Source organism: Streptomyces lydicamycinicus, assembly GCF_000829715.2.
Taxonomy (GTDB): Bacteria; Actinomycetota; Actinomycetes; order Streptomycetales; family Streptomycetaceae; genus Streptomyces; species Streptomyces lydicamycinicus.
In genome coordinates this window covers 106,762-124,047 of the sequence record NZ_BBNO01000005.1, presented here as the reverse complement: position 1 = coordinate 124,047, position 17,286 = coordinate 106,762, and the positions used below count along the sequence as shown (strand labels likewise).

The following is a 17,286-nucleotide window of genomic DNA, read 5'->3' as shown; positions in this document are numbered from 1 at the left end:
GCCGCCGGGAGCGGTCCGGAGCGGGCGGGTATCGGCCGGATGGCCGGTTAGAGCAGCGCCCCGGAGGCGAAGCGCAGGACGAGCTGCGGGGCGCCGGAGAGGGCGATGCCCAGGACGGTGGCGAGAGCGATGGCGGTGGCGAGGGGGGCCGGGATCCCGGCGCGGGGCGGCTGCTGCTCCGCCGGGGCTGCCCCGGGCACGGCCTCGGCTCCCCGGAAGAGGACCGTGGTCCACTTCAGGTAGTAGTAGAGCGCGATCACGACATTGACCGCCATGATCACCGCGAGCCAGGCCAGGCCCGCGTCGACGGCCACGGAGAAGACCGTGACCTTGGCGAACAGGCCGATGATGCCCGGCGGCAGACCGGCCAGGCACAGCAGGAAGAAGCCCATGGCGAGCGCGGCCAGCGGGCGGCGGGCGTACAGGCCCCGGTAGTCGGTGATGCGGTTGGCGGGGCTCGTTCGGGCCACCAGGGCGGCGACGGCGAAGGCGCCGAGGTTCACGGCCGCGTACATCAGGGCGTAGGCGACGGTGGAGCCGATGGCGTGCGCCGGGTCCCGGGTGTAGCCGGCCGCCGCGATCGGCACCAGGAGGTAGCCGGCCTGGCCGACCGACGACCAGGCGAGCAGGCGTACGGCGCTGTGTGCGCGGCGGGGGTCCTGGCGGACGGCCGCGACATTGCCGACGGTCATGGTGAGGGCGGCGAGAACGGCCAGCGCCGGGCCCCAGACGTCCGCGTACGACGGGAAGCCCTGGACCGTGACGAGGATCAGGCCGGAGAAGCCGACGGCCTTGCCGACCACGGAGAGGTAGCCGGCGATGGGCAGCGGCGCGCCGACGTAGGTGTCCGGCACCCAGAAGTGGAACGGGGCGGCGGCGGTCTTGAAGGCGAAGCCGACCAGGGTGAGCGCGACGCCGGCGCTCGCCAGTGTGGCCAGCCGCGGGTCGGGCAGCGCGGTGAGGGCGTGCGCCACCCGGGAGAGGTGCAGGCTGCCGGTGGCCGCGTACAGGAAGCTCACGCCGAGCAGCATCACGGCGGTGGCGGCCACCGAGGACAGGAAGAACTTCAGCGCCGCCTCGGAGGAGAGCCGGTCGCCGCGCCGCAGCCCGACGAGGGCGAAGGCGGGCAGCGAGGCCACTTCGAGGGCGATGACGAGGGTGGCGAGGTCCCGGGAGGCGGGCAGCAGGGCGGCGCCGGCCGCCGAGGAGAGCAGCAGGAACCAGTACTCCCCGGTGGGCAGGCCCTGGTCCTTGACGGTGTCGATGGACAGCAGGGCGGTCAGCAGCGCCCCGCCGAGCACCAGGAACTGGATGACCAGGGCGAACGGGTCGGCCACATAGCTGCACACGTCGGGGTGGGCGGGCAGGCAGAAGGTGCGGCGGTCGCCGCCCAGGAGGGGCAGCAGCAACAGCGCGGCGAGCGCGAGACCCGCCGTGGCGATCCAGCCCAGCAGCGGCTTACGGGCCACCGGGAGGAAGAGGTCGGCGACGAGCACCACCAGGGCGACGGCCGCGGTGAGCGTGGGCGGCGCGAGGGCGAGCCAGTCGACGGACTGGACCAGGGGCGTGATCGAGCTCATCACTTACCGCCTCCGAGGAGCTGCTGGACGGCCGGGTCGGTGAGGCCGAGGAGGGCCGCGGGCCACAGTCCGGCAAGGACGGTGAGGACGGCGAGGGGGGTCCAGGCCGCGTATTCGTAGCGCGCGATGTCGGGAACGGCGGGGGCCGGTGCGGGCTGTCCTGACGGGTCCTCGCCGGCCGGGTCGGCGGTGCCGAGCGGGGCGGTCGGGGCGAGGTGCGGGGTGCCGCCCATGCAGACGCGGCGGACGACGAGCAGCAGGTAGGCGGCGGTCAGCAGGGTGCCGAGGCCGGCCAGCACCATGAACGTCAGGAAGGCGGGGCGGCTGAGGCCGGCGGCCGGCTGGAAGGCACCGAACATGGCCAGCATCTCGCCCCAGAACCCGGCGAGTCCGGGGAGGCCCAGGGAGGCGACGGCGCCGAAGGCGAGCAGACCGCCGAAGCGGGGCGCCTTGCCGTAGAGGGCGGCGCCGGTGGTCCCGGCCAGGGCGTCGAGGTCGGTGGTGCCGGTGCGGTCCTTGAGGGCGCCGACCAGGAAGAAGAGCAGGCCGGTGATCAGGCCGTGCGCGATGTTGGCGAACAGCGCGCCGTTGACGCCGGTGGGGGTCATGCTGGCGATGCCGAGCAGGACGAAGCCCATGTGGCCGACGGAGCTGTAGGCGATCAGACGCTTGAGGTCGCCCTTGGCGCCCTTGCGTACGAGGGCGAGGCAGGCGAGCGAGCCGTAGATGATGCCGACGGCGGCCAGCGCGGCCAGGTACGGCGCGAAGGTCTGCATGCCCTCGGGGGTGATGGGCAGCGCGATCCGTACGAAGCCGTAGGTGCCCATCTTCAGCAGCACGCCGGCCAGCAGCACCGAGCCGACGGTGGGGGCGGCGGTGTGCGCGTCGGGCAGCCAGCTGTGCAGCGGCCACATCGGGGACTTGACGGCCAGTCCGATGCCGACGGCGAGCACCGCCAGCAGCTGAACGGTGTGGCTGAGCTGGGCTTTCGGCCCGTTGTCAGTGGCGAGTGCCACCATGTCGAACGTGCCGGATTTCACGCCGATGAGGAGGAGGCCGAGCAGCATCACGACGGAGCCGAGCAGCGTGTAGAGGATGAACTTCCAGGCCGCCGCCTGCTTTCCCGCCCCGCCCCAGCGGGCGATGAGGAAGTACATCGGGATGAGGACCATCTCGAAGGCGAGGAAGAAGAGCATCAGGTCGAGGACGGCGAAGGTGGCGAGGGTGCCGCCCTCAAGAGTGAGCAGCAGGGCCACAAATGCCTTGGGAGACGGGCCCGTTGGCATGTGGAAGTAGGAGTAGAGCGCGCAGAGGAAGGTCAGCAACGCGGTCAGGACGACGAGGGGGAGCGAGATGCCGTCGACGCCGAGGTGGATGCGGATGTCGAGCGCCGGGATCCAGCTGATGTCGGTGGTGGCCTGCATACGGGCCGGGTGGTCGTGGTCGAAGCCGGCCGCCAGCGCGATCGCGGCGGCGAGCACGACACCGGTGACGGTCACGCCGTGGCGCAGTACGGCCTGGTCGGGGTTCTTGCCGCGCAGGCCGGGCGGGGCCGGGAGCAGGGCGGCGAGCGCGCCGACGAGGGGGAGGACGACGACGGCCGCGAGGAGAAGCTGCATAACGGTGTGATTCACGGGTCAGGCCCTCCTGCGGGGTTCGGCTCCGGCGAGGCAGGCCGCGAAGGCTGTCGGCTGGGGGTGCGGGGGCCGGCCCCCGGGGGATGGCAGCACGGTCAGGCCCCCGTGCCCGTGGCGACGAGGACGGCGGCGACGGCCAGGACGAGCGAGCCCGCGAGCAGAGCGCCGAGGTAGGTCTGCACGTTCCCGGTCTGGGCACGGCGGACGGCGGCGCCCAGCCACCGGGGGGTGGCGGCGGCACCGCTGACGTAGGTGTCGACGACCTCGCGGTCCAAGAAGCGGACGAGCGAGGCGGCGGCGCGTACGGGCCGGACGAACAGCACGGAGTAGACGGCGTCGAGGTGGAAGCCGACGGCGGCGTGGGGCTGGAGCGGGCCGAGGAGGAGGCGGCCGGGGTCGGCCGGGTCCGGGGCGCCGGCGATGCTCCCGTAGACCGGGGCGTGGGTGGCGATGGCCGTCTCCTCGGCGAGCCCGGGCGGGGCGTCCGGGTCGGTGACGACCGCGCCGATGGGGGTGCGGGCGGCCAGGGCGGTGGTGTGGCGCCAGGCCGCATAGGTGACCAGGCCGCCGACGAGGGCGACACCGGTGCCCAGGACGGAGGTGGTCAGGGTCGGCGCGAGCGAACGCCCGTCGAACCAGCCGGGCAGGAGGGGGGCGGCGAGGCCGAGCGCGACGGTGGGGAGGAAGAGCACCCACAGCACGGCGTTCATGACGACCGGCTGCGGGCCGTGGTCGGGGGCCTCGACGCCCGTGCCCTTGAAGGCCAGCAGCCACAGACGGGTGGCGTAGGCCGCGGTGAGGAGGGCGGTGAGCAGTCCGGAGACCAGGACGGTCCAGCCGGCCGCGCCGGGGATGCCGTGCGCCGCACCGGTGGCGGCGTGCTCGGCGGCGCCCAGGACGGCTTCCTTGGAGAAGAAGCCGGCGAACGGGGGGATCGCGGCGAGCGCGAGCAGCGCGACGGTGACGGTCCAGTAGGCGTCCGGGATGCGCCGGGCCAGGCCGCTCATCCGGGACATGGCGGCCAGCGAGTTGGTGCCCGCGGCGTGGATGATCACGCCCGCGCCGAGGAAGAGGAGGGCCTTGAACGCACCGTGCGAGATGAGGTGGAAGACGGCGGCACCGCGGTCGCCGACGGCCAGCGCGCCGAGCATGTAGCCGAGCTGACCGACCGTCGAATAGGCCAGGACGCGCTTGATGTCGTCCTGGGCCAGCGCGGCCAGACCGGAGCCGACCATGGTGACCGCGGCCATGACGGCCATCACCACCAGCGCGGCCGCGGAGGCGGCGAAGACGGGGAGGAGGCGGGCCACGACATAGATACCGGCCGCCACCATCGTCGCGGCGTGGATCAGCGCCGAGACGGGCGTCGGACCGGCCATCGCGTCCGGGAGCCAGGTGTGCAGCGGGAACTGCGCCGACTTGCCCGCGACACCGGCGAGCAGCAGCAGCGCGATCAGCGTCGGATGGTCCAGGCCGCCACTGGCGACGCTCCCGAGGATGCCGGTGATGCGGAAGGTCCCGGCGTCGGCGGCCAGCGCGAAGATGCCGAAGAGGAAGGGGACATCACCGAGCTTGGTGACGAGGAAGGCCTTGAGGGAGGCGGCGCGGGCGGCCTCGGTCTCCCAGTAGTGGCCGACGAGGAAGTAGGAGCAGATGCCCATGACTTCCCAGCCGACCAGCAGCAGCATCAGGTCGCCGGTGTAGACGACCAGCAGCATCGCGGAGGTGAAGAGCGAGACCAGCGCGGCGTAGGAGGCGTAGCGCGGGTCGTTGCGCAGATAGCCGGTGGAGTAGAGCTGCACACAGGTCGCCACGACACCGACCAGCACGGCGATCAGCACGGCGAAGCCGTCCAGATGCAGGGCCAGGTCAATGGGGATCGAGCCGGTCGGGGTGAGCTCGGTGGCGATGTCGGTCGCCGGGCCGGTGCCCTGCCCGACGGCGACAAGCACCGCGAGCACGGCGGCGGCCAGCGTCGGCAGCACTGCCAGCGGCCGGACGAATCCGGGCGCCCGGCGGCCCAGGAGGAGGCCGGCGGCGGCCCCGAGGAAGGGGAGGAGGGGAACGAGAACGGCGGTGGTGGTGAGGGTCACGCGGCGGCCTCCGCCGTGGTGTCCGGCTGCGGGTCCCCGTCCCCGGCGCCCGCCTGCTCGGCGAGGTCACGGAGCCGGTCGATGTCGGAGCTGCCGCGGTTGCGGTAGACGAGCAGCACGATCGCCAGCCCGATGCCGATCTCGGCGGCGGCGATGGCGATGGTGAAGAGGGTGAGCGCCTGGCCGGTGTGCAGGGTGTCGCGCAGCCAGACGTCGAAGGCGACGAGGTTGAGGTTGACGGCGTTGAGCATCAACTCGACGGACATCAGCACCAGGATCGCGTTGCGGCGGGCGAGCACGCCGTACAGCCCGGTGCAGAAGAGGAGGACGGCGAGGACGGCCGGGTAGACGAGATGCATCAGCGCTGCTCCTCTCGCGGGGCGGGGGCGGCGGGGCCGTGGGAGGCGCCGGTCTTGAGGTCAGCCGCCGCGGCCTTGCCCTCCCCTGTCCTGCGGGACAGCACGATCGCCCCGACGAGCGCGGCGAGCAGCAGCACGGACAGCGCCTCGAAGGGCAGCACCCAGTACTGGAAGAGGCTGCGCCCGGAGGCTTCGGTGGAGCCCTGGGCGGCGCCCTCGAAGCTGATCCAGGTGGCCCGGAAGGCGTCCACGACGACCCAGACCAGGGCGGCGGCCGAGGCGAGGGCCACCGCGAGCGCGGCCCAGCGGTTGCCCGAATCGGCGTCCGGGGAGCGGCCGATGGGCGCCTTGGTGAGCATCAGCCCGAAGAGCAGCAGGACGACGACCGAACCGACGTAGATCAGCACCTGCACCCAGGCGATGAACTCGGCCGTGAGCAGGAGGTATTCGACGGCGATCCCACCGAGGGCGACGACCAGCCAGAGGGCGGCGTGCACCAGCTGCCTGGTGGTGACGGTGATGACGGCCGCGCCGAGGGTGGCGATACCGACGAGGACGAAGGCGACCTCGACGCCCGTGGGCGAGAGGAAGCCCTGGCCGGCTGCGGTGGCGGCGAGCGTCACTGTCCCTCCCCTGGGGTGTCCGGTCGGTCCTGGTCCGCGGCTTCGGCCTGGGCCTGTGCCTCGGCCTCCGCCGCCTGCTGGGCGGCGAGCTTGTCCGCGGCCTTGTGGGCGGCGGCGAGTTCCTTGGGCTCCTCGGCCGCCGGGTCGAGCGCCGGCGGCTCGGGCACCGTCCACATCCACTCGCGGAGCTTGTCGCGTTCATGGGTCAGCTCGCGGATGTCCGTCTCGGCGTACTCGAACTCCGGTGACCAGAAGAGCGCGTCGAAGGGGCAGACCTCGATGCAGATACCGCAGTACATGCACAGCGCGAAGTCGATCGCGAAGCGGTCCAGCACATTGCGGCTGCGCTCGCGGCCTCCGGGGGCGGCCGGCGGCACCGTCTCCTTGTGGGAGTCGATGTAGATGCACCAGTCCGGGCACTCCCGGGCGCACAGCATGCAGACCGTGCAGTTCTCCTCGAACAGCCCGATGACGCCACGGGTACGGGGCGGGAGGTCGGGCTGGACGTCCGGGTATTGCGCGGTGACCGATCGTTTCGTCATCGTCCGCAGGGTGACGGCCAGCCCCTTGGCGAGGCCGGAACCGGGGAAGCTCATGACGAGATCACCACCTTGACGACGCCGGTGAGGGCGATCTGGGCGAGGGCGAGCGGGATGAGGACCGTCCAGGCGAGCTTCTGCAACTGGTCCTCGCGCAGCCGCGGATAGGTCACCCGCAGCCAGATGACGCCGAAGGCGAGGATCACGGTCTTCAGCAGGGTCCACAGCCAGCCCAGGCCGTCGGCGCCGAACGGGCCGTGCCAGCCGCCCAGGAAGAGAACGGAGGTCAGCGCGCAGAGAACGACGATGCCCGCGTACTCGGCGAGGAGGAAGAGGGCGAAGCGCAGTCCGGTGTACTCGGTGTACGCACCGAAGATGATCTCCGAGTCGGCGACCGGCATGTCGAACGGCGGTCGCTGGAGCTCGGCGAGCCCGGCGGTGAAGAAGACCACGCCGCCGACGATCTGCCACGGCACCCACCACCAGTGGAACGCCTCGATGATGCCGGGCAACGAGAGCGTGCCCGCCGCCATCGCGACGGAGGCCGCGGCGAGCAGCATCGGCAGCTCGTACGCCAGCAGCTGCGCGGCCGTCCGCAGACCGCCGAGCAGCGAGAACTTGTTGGCCGAGGCCCAGCCCGCCATCAGCGAGCCGAGCACCCCGACGCCCATGACGGCGAGGACGAAGAAGATCCCCGCGTCCAGGTCCTGGCCCACGGCGTTGTGCGGGCCTATCGGGATGGCGACCAGGACCAGGAGGTACGGGAGCAGCGCGACGGCGGGCGCGAGCTGGAAGATCCGCCGGTCGGCACCGGCCGGCACGATGTCTTCCTTCTGCGCGAACTTCACACCGTCGGCGACGAGCTGCGCCCAGCCGTGGAACCCGCCCGCGTACATCGGCCCGAGCCGGCCCTGCATATGGGCCATGACCTTGTGCTCGGTCTGCCCGATGATCAGGGGGAAGACCAGGAACACGACGAAGACGGCGAGCAGGCGCAGCGTGATGTCGAGAGCGTCGCTCATGGGGTGTCGCCTCCTGCCGGGTCCTGGGGGGTGGGGGGCTGGTCCCGGGGGGCCGCGGGCTCCGGGTCCGGCTCGGCCTTCGCTTCCGGCTTCTCCGGCTCGGGCTTCTCTTCCGGCTTCTCCGGCTCGGCCTTCACTTCCGGCTTCTCCGGCTCGGGCTTCTCCGGCTTCTTCCCGGCCTCCGCCGTCCGCTCCGGCTCGTCGAAGGCCGGGCGGGCGTGGTGCCAGGGGGCGTCGGAGGAGCGCGGGGGCGCCGGCTTCTCGGGGGACGCCTGGGGCGGGGTGCCCTGAGCCGGGGAATCCTTGGCCGGGGCGTCCTTCGTCGACGCGTCCTGGGTCGGGGCGTCCTTGGCCGGTGTCTCCTTTGACGGAACTTCCGTCGCCGGGCCCCCGGCGGCCGGGGCCGCCGCGGTCTCCGCCGCGTCCGCTGCCTCCGCCGCCGCTCGCTGCTGGCTGGCCGACCCCTCGCTCACCGAACGGGTACGCCGTGCCGGGCGCTCGGGCCGCTCGGTACGCGCCGGAGTTCCGGTCCCCTCCGCCGCCGCCTGCTGGCCGGCCGAACCCGCGGCCGCCGTACGGGTACGACGTGCCGGACGCTCGCCCGCGGCGCCGCCGGCCGCCCGTGCACCCCGCGCCGGACGTGCGGGCGCGGGCGGCAGCTGGCCCTTCAGCGGGCCCCACTCGTTCGGGTCCGGGACGCCCGGGGGCAGCATCTGGCGCCGCTTGGGCCCGCCGTGCTCGGACTCGCCCGGCTCCTTGGCGCCGGGCCACGCCTTGGCGACCCGCGCCGCCAGCACGAAGTCCTTGCGCAGCGGGTGCCCTTCGAAGTTCTCCGGGAGCAGCAGCGGTACGAGGTGCGGGTGGCCGGTGAAGTCGACCCCGAACATCTCGTGGGTCTCCCGCTCGTGCCAGCCCGCGCCCGCGTACACACCGACGGCGGTGGGCAGCGCGGCCGCGTCGTGCGGCACGGTCGTCCGCACGATCAGCCGGTGGACGGTACCGGGGTGCGCCACCTCCGCGAGGTGGGCACAGATCCGGAAGCCGGTGCCGGGCTCGTCGACGGCGCTCAGCCAGTCGAAGAAGGTGCACCCCAGGGTGTCGCGGGCGGCGGTCAGCGCGGTGAGCCAGCCGTCGACGGGGACGTCGACGGTCAGCAGGTCGTACGCCAGCTCCGCGGTGGCCCCGGGGCCGAAGAGCTCGCTCGCCGGGCGCGGCAGCCAGCCGACGACGGGCTCGGCCGGGGGCTGCTCGGGCTGCTGGCCCTGGTCCGGCGCGGCCGACGGCTCGGGCGCCGCCGTCTGCTCGGAGGGCGTCGTCTGCCCGGAGGTCTCCGGCTGCTGCTCGGGGGTCTCCGGCTGCTGCTCGGGCTGCTCGGTCATCGGGGCTCCTCCCCCGCCGGCTTCGGCGCATCCGCCGGCTGCGGCGCGGGCGGTGTGACGAGTCCGCTGCGCAGCGCGGCCGCCGAGGGCCGGGCGGCGCCGCCCTTCGCGTACCGCTCCCCCAGCGATTCGCGCGCGATCTTCTCCTGGAGCTTGAGGATGCCCTGGAGCAGCGCCTCCGGACGCGGCGGGCAGCCCGGGACGTACACATCCACCGGAATGATCTGGTCGACGCCCTTGGTGACGGAGTACGAGTCCCAGTAGGGGCCGCCGCAGTTGGAGCAGGCCCCGAAGGAGATGACGTACTTCGGCTCCGGCATCTGCTCGTAGAGCCGCTTCACCGCGGGCGCCATCTTGTCGGTGACGGTGCCGGAGACGACCATCAGGTCGGCCTGGCGGGGGCCGGGCGCGAACGGGATCACGCCGAGCCGGATGAAGTCGTGGCGCGCCATGGACGCGGCGATGAACTCGATGGCACAGCAGGCCAGGCCGAAGTTGAAGACCCAGAGGCTGTAGCGGCGGCCCCAGTTGAGGACCACCTTCATCGGTTCGGGCGCGAGCCGCGCGAGGGTGCCCAGGCGCCGCGGCTCCGGCAGGAACTCGGGGGCGGCGCCCGCGGCCGCGGCGCCGTTGGAGGCGGGGGTCACGTCCATTCCAGGACGCCCTTCTTCCATGCGTAGAGCAGCCCGACGGCGAGGAAGCCGAGGAAGATGAACATCTCCACCAGCGTCACGCCGCCGAAACCGGGGGCGGCGAAGATCGTTGCCCAGGGGAACAGGAAGATCGAGTCCACGGCGAAGACGACGTAGAGGAAGGCGTAGACGTAATAGCGGACCTGGGTGTGCGCCCAGCCCTCACCGACCGGATCCACACCGCACTCATACGTCAGCAGCTTCTCCGGCGTCGGTACCACGGGCCGCAGCAGCCGCCCGGCACCGAACGCCACGGCGACGAAGAGCACACCGATCACGGCGATGAGCCCGACGACCGAGTAGCCCTGGAAGTAGTCCGCGGCGACGGTGGTGCGTACGGTCGCGTCCGGCACGTCCGCCCCTCGCTCCCTGACTGTGATTGTTCAACGACTTCGACGATCTGTACGGACCGGAGTCTAGGCCCTGCCCCGGCTGCGGTGAGCAGCCGCATCGTCGCGGCCGGTGGGGTTGTCCCCACTTCGCCCTTCCTGGGTGGCCGGCAGCGTAGACAGAGCGCCCGGTTGTCTCAGAACCTGTCTCACGGACCGGACGGACGGCGGGGCGGAGAAGTCCGGGAGGGCTTGGCGTCAGTGGACCGGGCCTCCGTCGAACGGGCTGCGCCGGTCGGGGGCGGTGGGGGCACCGGTGGCTTCCGGGCCGGCGGCTTGCCGGGGCGCCGCCACCGGCATCGTCGGCAGGGGCTGAGACGGCGGCTGCGACGAAGACGGGGAAGCAGGCTGGGTGGGGGCGGCCTGCGCCTGGGGGTGCGGCGGAGGCTGGTGCGGTGCGGGCGCCGGGGGCGTGGCCTGGGGCGGGTAGTACTGGGGAGCGGGCTGGGGCTGATGTGGGGGCTGGGGAACGGCCTGGGGCTGGGGCTGGGGAACGGCCTGAGGCTGCGCCTGCGACTGCGGAGCGGCCTGGGGCTGGGCCTGCGGAGCGGCCTGGGGCTGGGCCTGCGGAGCGGCCTGGGGCTGGGCCTGCGACTGCGGCTGCGGACCGGCCTGAGGTTGTGCCTGTGCCTGCGGGCCGGCCTGGGGCTGAGGTTGAGTTTGCGGGCCGGGGCCGGGGTGTCCCTGTGACCGCTGGGGTTCCTGGGGTGGCGCGGGGACCGTCGGCTGCCCGGGGACGTACACCGGCGGCTGCCCCGGCCGGTGGACCGTCGTCTGCCGTTGCTGCTGCCGCCGGCCCGGCTCCCGTGAGACCGCGCGGTCCATCACCTCGGCCGCGATGCGTGCCGCCGCCTCCCTCGTCCGTTCGCCGAGCAGCTCCGTACGGATGGCGCCGCCGGCCGCCAGATGCCGGTCGTAGGGCAGCGGCAGCACCGCCGCACCGCCGGCGCCCAGGTGTTCGGCGGCCCTGCGGACGTCGACACCGCTGTCGGGTGAGGTATGGGTGAGCACGACGACGGTGGTGGGCAGCAGGCCGGAGTGCAGCCCACCGACCCAGTCCAGTACGGAGCGGGTGGCGGCCACGCCTTCCGCGGTCGCCGGGGTGGCCACCACCCGCGCCTGGGTGGTCACCAGCGCGGTGCGCGCCACTTCGGCGGGCAGCGTCTCGCAGTCCACGACGGTGGCCGCGAAGTGGCGCCGCAGCGAGGTCATCACCACGCGGTAGGTGTCGAGATCCAGCCGGGTGCCGATGGCTCCCTGGCTACCGGGCAGCAGCCAGCCGCCGCCCGCGAACGGGAGGAGATAGCCGGTCAGGTCCGTGATCAACATCGATGGCTCGACGATCTGCGCCAGGTCGCTGCCCGACCACCGCACTTCACGGGCGCCGAGCCGGTGCGGCAGCGTGCCGAGCGCCGGATCGGCCTCGACGGCGAGCACCGGATCGGAGCGGTAGTGCGCGTAGGTGAGCGCCAGCAGGGCGGCGAGGGTGGACTTGCCGGCGCCGCCCCGGATGCTGGACACGGCGATCTGCCGGCCCGTGGTCACGGGCTGCTGGATGGCGTGCGCGGCCTGGGTGACCGCGGCCGTTTCGGCGGCCGGGGACGAGGCGAAGACCTTGCGCAGCGCGCGGCCCGCACGCCGGGCCACGGGGTCGCCACGACGCGGCCGGGGCCGGCCGTCGGCCAGTTCCGGCGGCAGCAGGGGCACCGAGAGCGGCGTCCGGGCCGGCAGCCCGGCCCGGCCGTAGCGGCCGGGAGCCGGCGCGGGGGCGGGTGCTCCTTGGGCGGGTGCTCCGGGGGTGGGTGCTCCTTGGGCGGGTGCTCCTTGGGCCGGGGGCGCAGAAGCCGGCGGGGTGGGTGACGCGGGGCCGGGGTACGCAGCGGCGGGGCCGGAGGGCTGGGCCGGTGCGGAGGGCTGGGCGGGGGTGGTCCGGGCCTCGGCGGCGGGCATCGTCGGAGCGGCGGGAGGCGTCATCCCAGCCGCAGGCACCGGCTCAGCGTGAGGCGTCGCCCCAGCCGCAGGCATCGGCTCAGCATGAGGCGTCGCCCCAGTCGCAGGCATCGGCTTACTCAGCGACATCGGACCGCCCCCAGGCACGCCCCCAGGGTTGCCCCCAGACATGCCCCCGGGCATCCCCGGCGCCCCCGGAGCGGTCCCCTGCCCCGCCGGACCGCCGTCCGGCTCGCTCATCGCCCCCGACTCGCGCATCGCGCCCGCCTCGCCCGTCATACCCCACTCGCCGCTCTCGCCCGTATTTCCCGCCCCGCTCAACTCCCTTGCCGTAGAGGCCCCCGGAGTCGGATTCATCGCCTGCACCGCGTCCACGCCCCCTCCCCCTTCCGCGCCCGTTCCCGCTTGCGCCGGATTGCGCTCCGCCGATGACATGTCCGCTCCACCGCCTCTCCGGGTCAGGATGCGCCGAACAGCAGGCCGTAGAGCCCGAAGGCCCCGAGGGTGACCGGGATCAGCGCCACTACAGCCACCGACTCGGCACGGTTCAGCCACCGTCGCAGCCGGGCGAGCGAGGGCTCCGGGATCCGCACCGCGAGCAGCGCGACCGGCAGCACCGCCAGCAGGCCCAGCACGACCAGCGCGGGCGCCGCCGCCCCGCCGTCGGTGGCCCAGAGCAGCACCAGCCGTACGCCGACCGCCAGACCGGCCGCCAGCAGCGCGACGACCTCCACCGCCAGCGGATAGGCCCGTGCCCGTGAGCACAGCACACCGCACAGCAGCACCGCGGCGAGCACGGTCCAGAGGCCGGGGGTCTGTACCGCGAGCACCCCGGCCGCTCCGGCCGAGGCCGCCGCGACCGTGGTGGCCGGGGCCAGCTCCCGGTGGGTGGCGCCCAGCGCGCCCGCCACCTGGTGCCGGCTGACCGGCGTACCGCCGGAGTGCAGATCGTCGAGCCGGGTCAGGCCGGCGCCCCGCAGTGCGAGACGCGGCAGCTGGCCCAGGACGAGGACGGAGACGAAGCCGAGCGCAACTCCCGTACGTGCGGGGGTGGTCAGCGCCAGGCCCAGCTCCCAGGCGCCCACCGCGAGCGCGAGCGACCCGGCACCGGTCAGGCCGCCCCGCCCCAGCCCCGTACAGAGCCCGAGGATCGCGAGGACGGCCGCCACGGTGAGTCCGACGACGGCGAGCCTCGCAGCGCCGCCCGGGGCCGCCTGCCAGGCCGCGGCCACGCCGAGCACCCCGCCGAGCAGCAACAGGGCCGCTCCCGGGACCTGTTGCCCGTGCCGCGCGGCGAACGCGCCAACGGCGGCACCCGCGGCGGTGACGAGGACGGCGGCGACACCCAGCCAGAGGGTCGCGTCCCCGTTGGCGTACCAACTGCCCGCGCAGGCCCCGGTGACCGCCGCGAGCAGCACACTCGCCGTCACCGCCGTCCAGGCCCGGCTCCGTTCGCCCCATCCCCAGCCGCGGACGTCGAGGGGGGTGGCCACCGCGTCGGCGAGGTCCCGTGTGGCGGGCTCCGGCCGGCCTGCGACGTCATCCGGCTTCAGCAACTGGCCGTCGTAACCCCGCGCCATGGCCCCTCGCCCCTCCCGTTGTGCATCGCCACACCTTACGGTCCCGTCGGCGCGCCGTGTCCACCACGCCGGTAACGGGACAGGCACTGTGCCCCGGCCTTGCGCAACCGCCTTGACCTGCGGCGGGATGCTCGAAGCGAGGAGCGGAATGGGGCAAACCCCACCCCGGTCCACCCAACTACCCCATGGCACCCAGGGCGGCCACCGGGCAGGCTGGGGCGCATGACGGAGAGTTCCCGCCCCAGCGCTGCCGAGGACGCCCTTGACGGCGCCACACCACCGCCACCCAGAGCGCCGCTCAGCGGCGCGACGTGGCGGGAGATCGCCTACCTGCTGGCCAACTTCCCTTTGGGATGCGTGGCGTTCGCGGTGCTGATGGTGTGGGTGATGGCGGGGATCGGGCTGTCCCTCATCGTGATCACGCTGCCGCTGCTGGCCACGGGGCTACAGGCGTGCCGGCAATACGGGAGGCTGGAGCGGGGCCGGGCGCGGGCGTTGCTGGGGGTGCGGGTCGAGGAGCCGAGTCCGCTGCGGGCGCGGCACCCGGGGTTCCTGCCGTGGTTGTGGGCGAGTCTGAAGGATCCGGTCGCCTGGCGGCATGCGCTGTTCACCTTCATCCGGCTGCCGTGGTCGCTCCTCACGTTCCTGGTCGTCTTCGTCCTGCTCTTCCTGGGGTGGCCGGCGCTGCCCTGGGTGGCGCGCTGGCTGACCAACGTGGACCGGGCGATGGTGCGCGGGCTCCTCTCGCCGTCCGACGAGCTGGAGCGGCGGATCGCCGAGCTGGAGACGGACCGGGTGACGGTCACCGACACCGCGGCCGCCGATCTGCGGCGCATCGAACGGGATCTGCACGACGGCGCACAGGCCCGGCTGGTGGCGCTCGCCATGGGGCTCGGCCTGGCGAAGGAGAAGCTGCTGGAGGGCCGGGCCGACGAAAGCGTGGCGGCGATGGTGGACGAGGCGCACGGCGAGGTGAAGCTGGCGCTCCAGGAGCTACGGGATCTGGCCCGGGGCATTCATCCGGCGATCCTCACCGACCGGGGGCTGGGCCCCGCACTGACCTCGCTGGCCGGGCGCTGCACGGTGCCGGTCACGACGACCGTGGACCTGGCCGAGCGGCCCGCGCCCGCCATCGAGGGCATCGTCTATTTCACCATCTCCGAGCTGCTGCAGAACATCTCCAAGCACAGTGCGGCGCGGCAGGCGTCCGTCGAGGTGTGGCGCGTCCAGGAGGGCGGGTCCGCAGGGACCTCGGACAGGGGTGGTCGTGGGCGACGGGCGGGCGGACGGCTGCTGATCCAGGTGTCGGACGACGGGAAGGGCGGGGCGCGGCTGGACGGCGGCAGCGGGATGGCCGGGCTCGCCGAGCGGCTGGGGTCGGTGGACGGGCTGTTCGTGCTGGATTCGCCGGTGGGCGGGCCCACGCGGGTGACGGCGGAGCTGCCGTGGCGGGAGCGGACGGGGGACGGGGCCGGGGCCGGATCCGCGCGTCGGCGCGGCGGGGCGAGGGCCTGAGGGCGCAACGGCCCGTCGGGGTGGGGCGGCGGGTCCGCGCGGCGGTTCGGCGCGGCCGGCCGTGGTCGGCCGCTTGCGGTCGACCACAGGTCCGGGGGTGGGGATAACCCCCGGCGAAGACTGCGAGAACCCTCATGGTGCCGGGGGGTGCCGGTCGCGGACGCTGGTCATGGCGGAAAAGCCGCACCGAGCGGCGGAGCAGACAGCGGCGCCGACAGGGCATGGCCGCGCCCGGCAGAACGGACGACGAGACGATGGATACCGCATACGCACCGCGACTTCGCGGCTCCCGGGTGCCCGTGGGGCTGCGCGCCCCGTTCTCCGGGCGCACCTGGCGGGAGTTCCTCTACCTCTTCCTCAGCCTTCCGATGTCCGTCCTGATGTTCACGTACGCGATAACGGTGCTCGCGCTGGGCGCCGGTCTGCTGGTGACGTTCCTGGGCATCCCGGTGCTGGCGGGCGGGCTGGCCGGCAGCCGTGCGCTCGGCGGTCTGGAGCGGGCGCGGGCCCGCGCCCTGCTGGGGCTGGAGGTCGCCGATCCGGAGCCGCCCCGGGCCTCCAAGCCGGGCCTGATGGGGTGGGTCGGGGCCGTGCTGAAGAGCGGGGCGTCCTGGCGGCACGTCGTCTACTCCCTGCTGCACATGCCGTGGGCGATCTTTTCCTTCGTCTTCTCGCTGACGTTCTGGTCCGTCGGCTGGGTCCTGCTGGCCTATCCGCTGTGGCGGTGGACGTTTCCCGCGTATCTCGACCAGCCGGGCGCCCTGATGTGGGATGACGGCTCCGGCCACGGCATCTATCTCGACGCCCCGGCGGAGATCGGGTTCACCAGCGGGTTCGGGCTGCTGCTGGTCCTGGCCGGGCCGTGGGTGATCCACGGGCTGACGCAGGTCGACCGGGTCATGGTCCACGGCCTGCTGGGGCCCTCCCTGCTCGCCACCCGGGTGTCGCAGCTGGAGTCGGACCGTGGGGTGGTGGTGGACACCGCGGCGGCCGACCTGCGGCGCATCGAGCGCGATCTGCACGACGGCGCCCAGGCGCGACTGGTGGCCCTCGCCATGGACCTGGGTCTGGCCAAGGAGAAGCTGGCGGCGGACCCGGAGGCGGCGGCCAAGATGGTGGACGAGGCGCACGGCGAGGTGAAGACCGCACTCCAGGAGCTGCGTGACCTGGCCCGCGGCATCCATCCGGCGATCCTCACCGACCGGGGCCTCGGCCCGGCGCTGTCGGCACTGGCCGCGCGGTGCGCGGTTCCGGTGACGGTGACCGTGGATCTGGACCGTCGGCCGGCCGCGGCGATCGAGGGCATCGCCTACTTCACCGCCTCCGAGCTGCTCCAGAACGTCTCCAAGCACGCCCGGGCCACCAGCGCCACGCTCGACGTCTGGTGCACCGCCGACCGGCTCATGGTGCTGGTCGCGGACAACGGGCAGGGCGGTGCGCACACGGAGAGCGGCACCGGCCTGGCCGGCCTCGCCGAACGCCTCGATGCCGTCGACGGCCTGCTGATAGTGGACTCCCCGACCGGCGGCCCGACCTGCGTCACCGCCGAGCTGCCGTGGCGCGGATAGCCACCGGACGGCGCCGATGGTCTGCCGTGGGGCGGATGACCGGCGGACGATGCCGGCGGAGGGCGATGCGCAGCGGGCAGCCGCCGCGCGCGCCGAGCCGCTCGGCGAGCTCCGCGGCCCGGCGCGTCACCTCCCGGGCCGCCGGGCGGCGCCTGCGGATGACAGTCGGACGGCACCGGCGGAAGACCACAGGACGACACTGAGCGCGCCGCCGGGTCAGCACCGCCGGGGCCCGGCCCCCCACTCCCGGCGCCCCTCGGACCCCTGTCTGCGCCCCGGAACCCCCTCACCCGGCTCTCTTCCGTCCGGATGCTGGGATGCTGGGGTCCGGCAGGGGCGGGACGGGGTGACGCATGGGGG

Annotated in this window: 14 protein-coding genes; 2 read left to right on the top strand and 12 right to left on the bottom strand. The window is 73.6% G+C overall.

Annotation, left to right across the window (positions count from 1 at the left end):
• Window positions 1–47: 47 nt before the first annotated feature.
• The 12 genes from TU31_RS18195 to TU31_RS18140 form a co-directional block, all read right to left on the bottom strand.
• The gene (locus TU31_RS18195; RefSeq protein ID WP_042155804.1) at window positions 48–1,580 is read right to left on the bottom strand and encodes an NADH-quinone oxidoreductase subunit N; all 1,533 of its coding nucleotides are present in this window, start codon (window positions 1,578–1,580) and stop codon (window positions 48–50) included.
• A complete protein-coding gene (locus TU31_RS18190; protein ID WP_042155802.1) occupies window positions 1,580–3,199 on the bottom strand; it encodes a complex I subunit 4 family protein in 1,620 nt (539 codons plus the stop codon). Before TU31_RS18190 ends, TU31_RS18195 begins: the two co-directional genes overlap by 1 nt.
• 113 nt (window positions 3,200–3,312) lie before the next feature.
• Window positions 3,313–5,310, bottom strand: coding sequence for an NADH-quinone oxidoreductase subunit 5 family protein (locus TU31_RS18185; protein WP_042155800.1), 1,998 nt, complete (start codon window positions 5,308–5,310; stop codon window positions 3,313–3,315).
• Entirely contained in the window at window positions 5,307–5,669 is a 363-nt protein-coding gene (gene nuoK / locus TU31_RS18180; protein ID WP_042155798.1) for an NADH-quinone oxidoreductase subunit NuoK, read from the bottom strand. Before nuoK ends, TU31_RS18185 begins: the two co-directional genes overlap by 4 nt.
• Complete coding sequence (locus TU31_RS18175) at window positions 5,669–6,292, bottom strand: NADH-quinone oxidoreductase subunit J family protein (protein ID WP_042155796.1); 624 nt, start codon at window positions 6,290–6,292, stop codon at window positions 5,669–5,671. Before TU31_RS18175 ends, nuoK begins: the two co-directional genes overlap by 1 nt.
• Window positions 6,289–6,888, bottom strand: a complete 600-nt coding sequence (locus tag TU31_RS18170; protein WP_042155795.1) for a NuoI/complex I 23 kDa subunit family protein — start codon at window positions 6,886–6,888, stop codon at window positions 6,289–6,291. Before TU31_RS18170 ends, TU31_RS18175 begins: the two co-directional genes overlap by 4 nt.
• On the bottom strand, window positions 6,885–7,853 hold the full coding sequence (locus tag TU31_RS18165) for a complex I subunit 1/NuoH family protein (RefSeq protein WP_042155793.1): 969 nt from the start codon (window positions 7,851–7,853) through the stop codon (window positions 6,885–6,887). Before TU31_RS18165 ends, TU31_RS18170 begins: the two co-directional genes overlap by 4 nt.
• Window positions 7,850–9,232, bottom strand: coding sequence for an NADH-quinone oxidoreductase subunit C (locus TU31_RS18160; protein WP_052718978.1), 1,383 nt, complete (start codon window positions 9,230–9,232; stop codon window positions 7,850–7,852). Before TU31_RS18160 ends, TU31_RS18165 begins: the two co-directional genes overlap by 4 nt.
• Complete coding sequence (locus TU31_RS40455) at window positions 9,229–9,885, bottom strand: NADH-quinone oxidoreductase subunit B (RefSeq protein ID WP_042155791.1); 657 nt, start codon at window positions 9,883–9,885, stop codon at window positions 9,229–9,231. Before TU31_RS40455 ends, TU31_RS18160 begins: the two co-directional genes overlap by 4 nt.
• Window positions 9,876–10,277, bottom strand: coding sequence for an NADH-quinone oxidoreductase subunit A (locus TU31_RS18150; RefSeq protein WP_042155789.1), 402 nt, complete (start codon window positions 10,275–10,277; stop codon window positions 9,876–9,878). The genes TU31_RS40455 and TU31_RS18150 overlap by 10 nt, the downstream gene beginning before the upstream one ends.
• 234 nt (window positions 10,278–10,511) lie before the next feature.
• Window positions 10,512–12,302: a MinD/ParA family ATP-binding protein gene (locus tag TU31_RS39800; RefSeq protein WP_245698587.1), complete on the bottom strand. Its 1,791-nt coding sequence runs from the start codon at window positions 12,300–12,302 to the stop codon at window positions 10,512–10,514.
• A 419-nt stretch (window positions 12,303–12,721) separates the two neighbouring features.
• Complete coding sequence (locus TU31_RS18140) at window positions 12,722–13,843, bottom strand: ubiquitin family protein (protein ID WP_042155787.1); 1,122 nt, start codon at window positions 13,841–13,843, stop codon at window positions 12,722–12,724.
• A 222-nt stretch (window positions 13,844–14,065) separates the two neighbouring features.
• On the opposite strand from TU31_RS18140, the gene TU31_RS18135 reads away from it, so the two are divergent.
• Window positions 14,066–15,358: a sensor histidine kinase gene (locus TU31_RS18135; RefSeq protein WP_042155784.1), complete on the top strand. Its 1,293-nt coding sequence runs from the start codon at window positions 14,066–14,068 to the stop codon at window positions 15,356–15,358.
• A gap of 254 nt (window positions 15,359–15,612) precedes the next feature.
• Entirely contained in the window at window positions 15,613–16,926 is a 1,314-nt protein-coding gene (locus TU31_RS18130) for a sensor histidine kinase (protein WP_042156607.1), read from the top strand.
• Window positions 16,927–17,286 lie beyond the last annotated feature (360 nt).

What these genes read in the sequence shown, in the direction of transcription:
- TU31_RS18195 (WP_042155804.1), bottom strand. Translation starts at nt 1,580, where the DNA reads ATGAGCTCGATCACGCCCCTGGTCCAGTCCGTCGACTGGCTCGCCCTC.
- TU31_RS18190 (WP_042155802.1), bottom strand. Translation starts at nt 3,199, where the DNA reads ATGCAGCTTCTCCTCGCGGCCGTCGTCGTCCTCCCCCTCGTCGGCGCG.
- nuoK (WP_042155798.1), bottom strand. Translation starts at nt 5,669, where the DNA reads ATGCATCTCGTCTACCCGGCCGTCCTCGCCGTCCTCCTCTTCTGCACC.
- TU31_RS18170 (WP_042155795.1), bottom strand. Translation starts at nt 6,888, where the DNA reads ATGAGCTTCCCCGGTTCCGGCCTCGCCAAGGGGCTGGCCGTCACCCTG.
- TU31_RS18165 (WP_042155793.1), bottom strand. Translation starts at nt 7,853, where the DNA reads ATGAGCGACGCTCTCGACATCACGCTGCGCCTGCTCGCCGTCTTCGTC.
- TU31_RS18160 (WP_052718978.1), bottom strand. Translation starts at nt 9,232, where the DNA reads ATGACCGAGCAGCCCGAGCAGCAGCCGGAGACCCCCGAGCAGCAGCCG.
- TU31_RS40455 (WP_042155791.1), bottom strand. Translation starts at nt 9,885, where the DNA reads ATGGACGTGACCCCCGCCTCCAACGGCGCCGCGGCCGCGGGCGCCGCC.
- TU31_RS18140 (WP_042155787.1), bottom strand. Translation starts at nt 13,843, where the DNA reads ATGGCGCGGGGTTACGACGGCCAGTTGCTGAAGCCGGATGACGTCGCA.
- TU31_RS18135 (WP_042155784.1), top strand. Translation starts at nt 14,066, where the DNA reads ATGACGGAGAGTTCCCGCCCCAGCGCTGCCGAGGACGCCCTTGACGGC.
- TU31_RS18130 (WP_042156607.1), top strand. Translation starts at nt 15,613, where the DNA reads ATGGATACCGCATACGCACCGCGACTTCGCGGCTCCCGGGTGCCCGTG.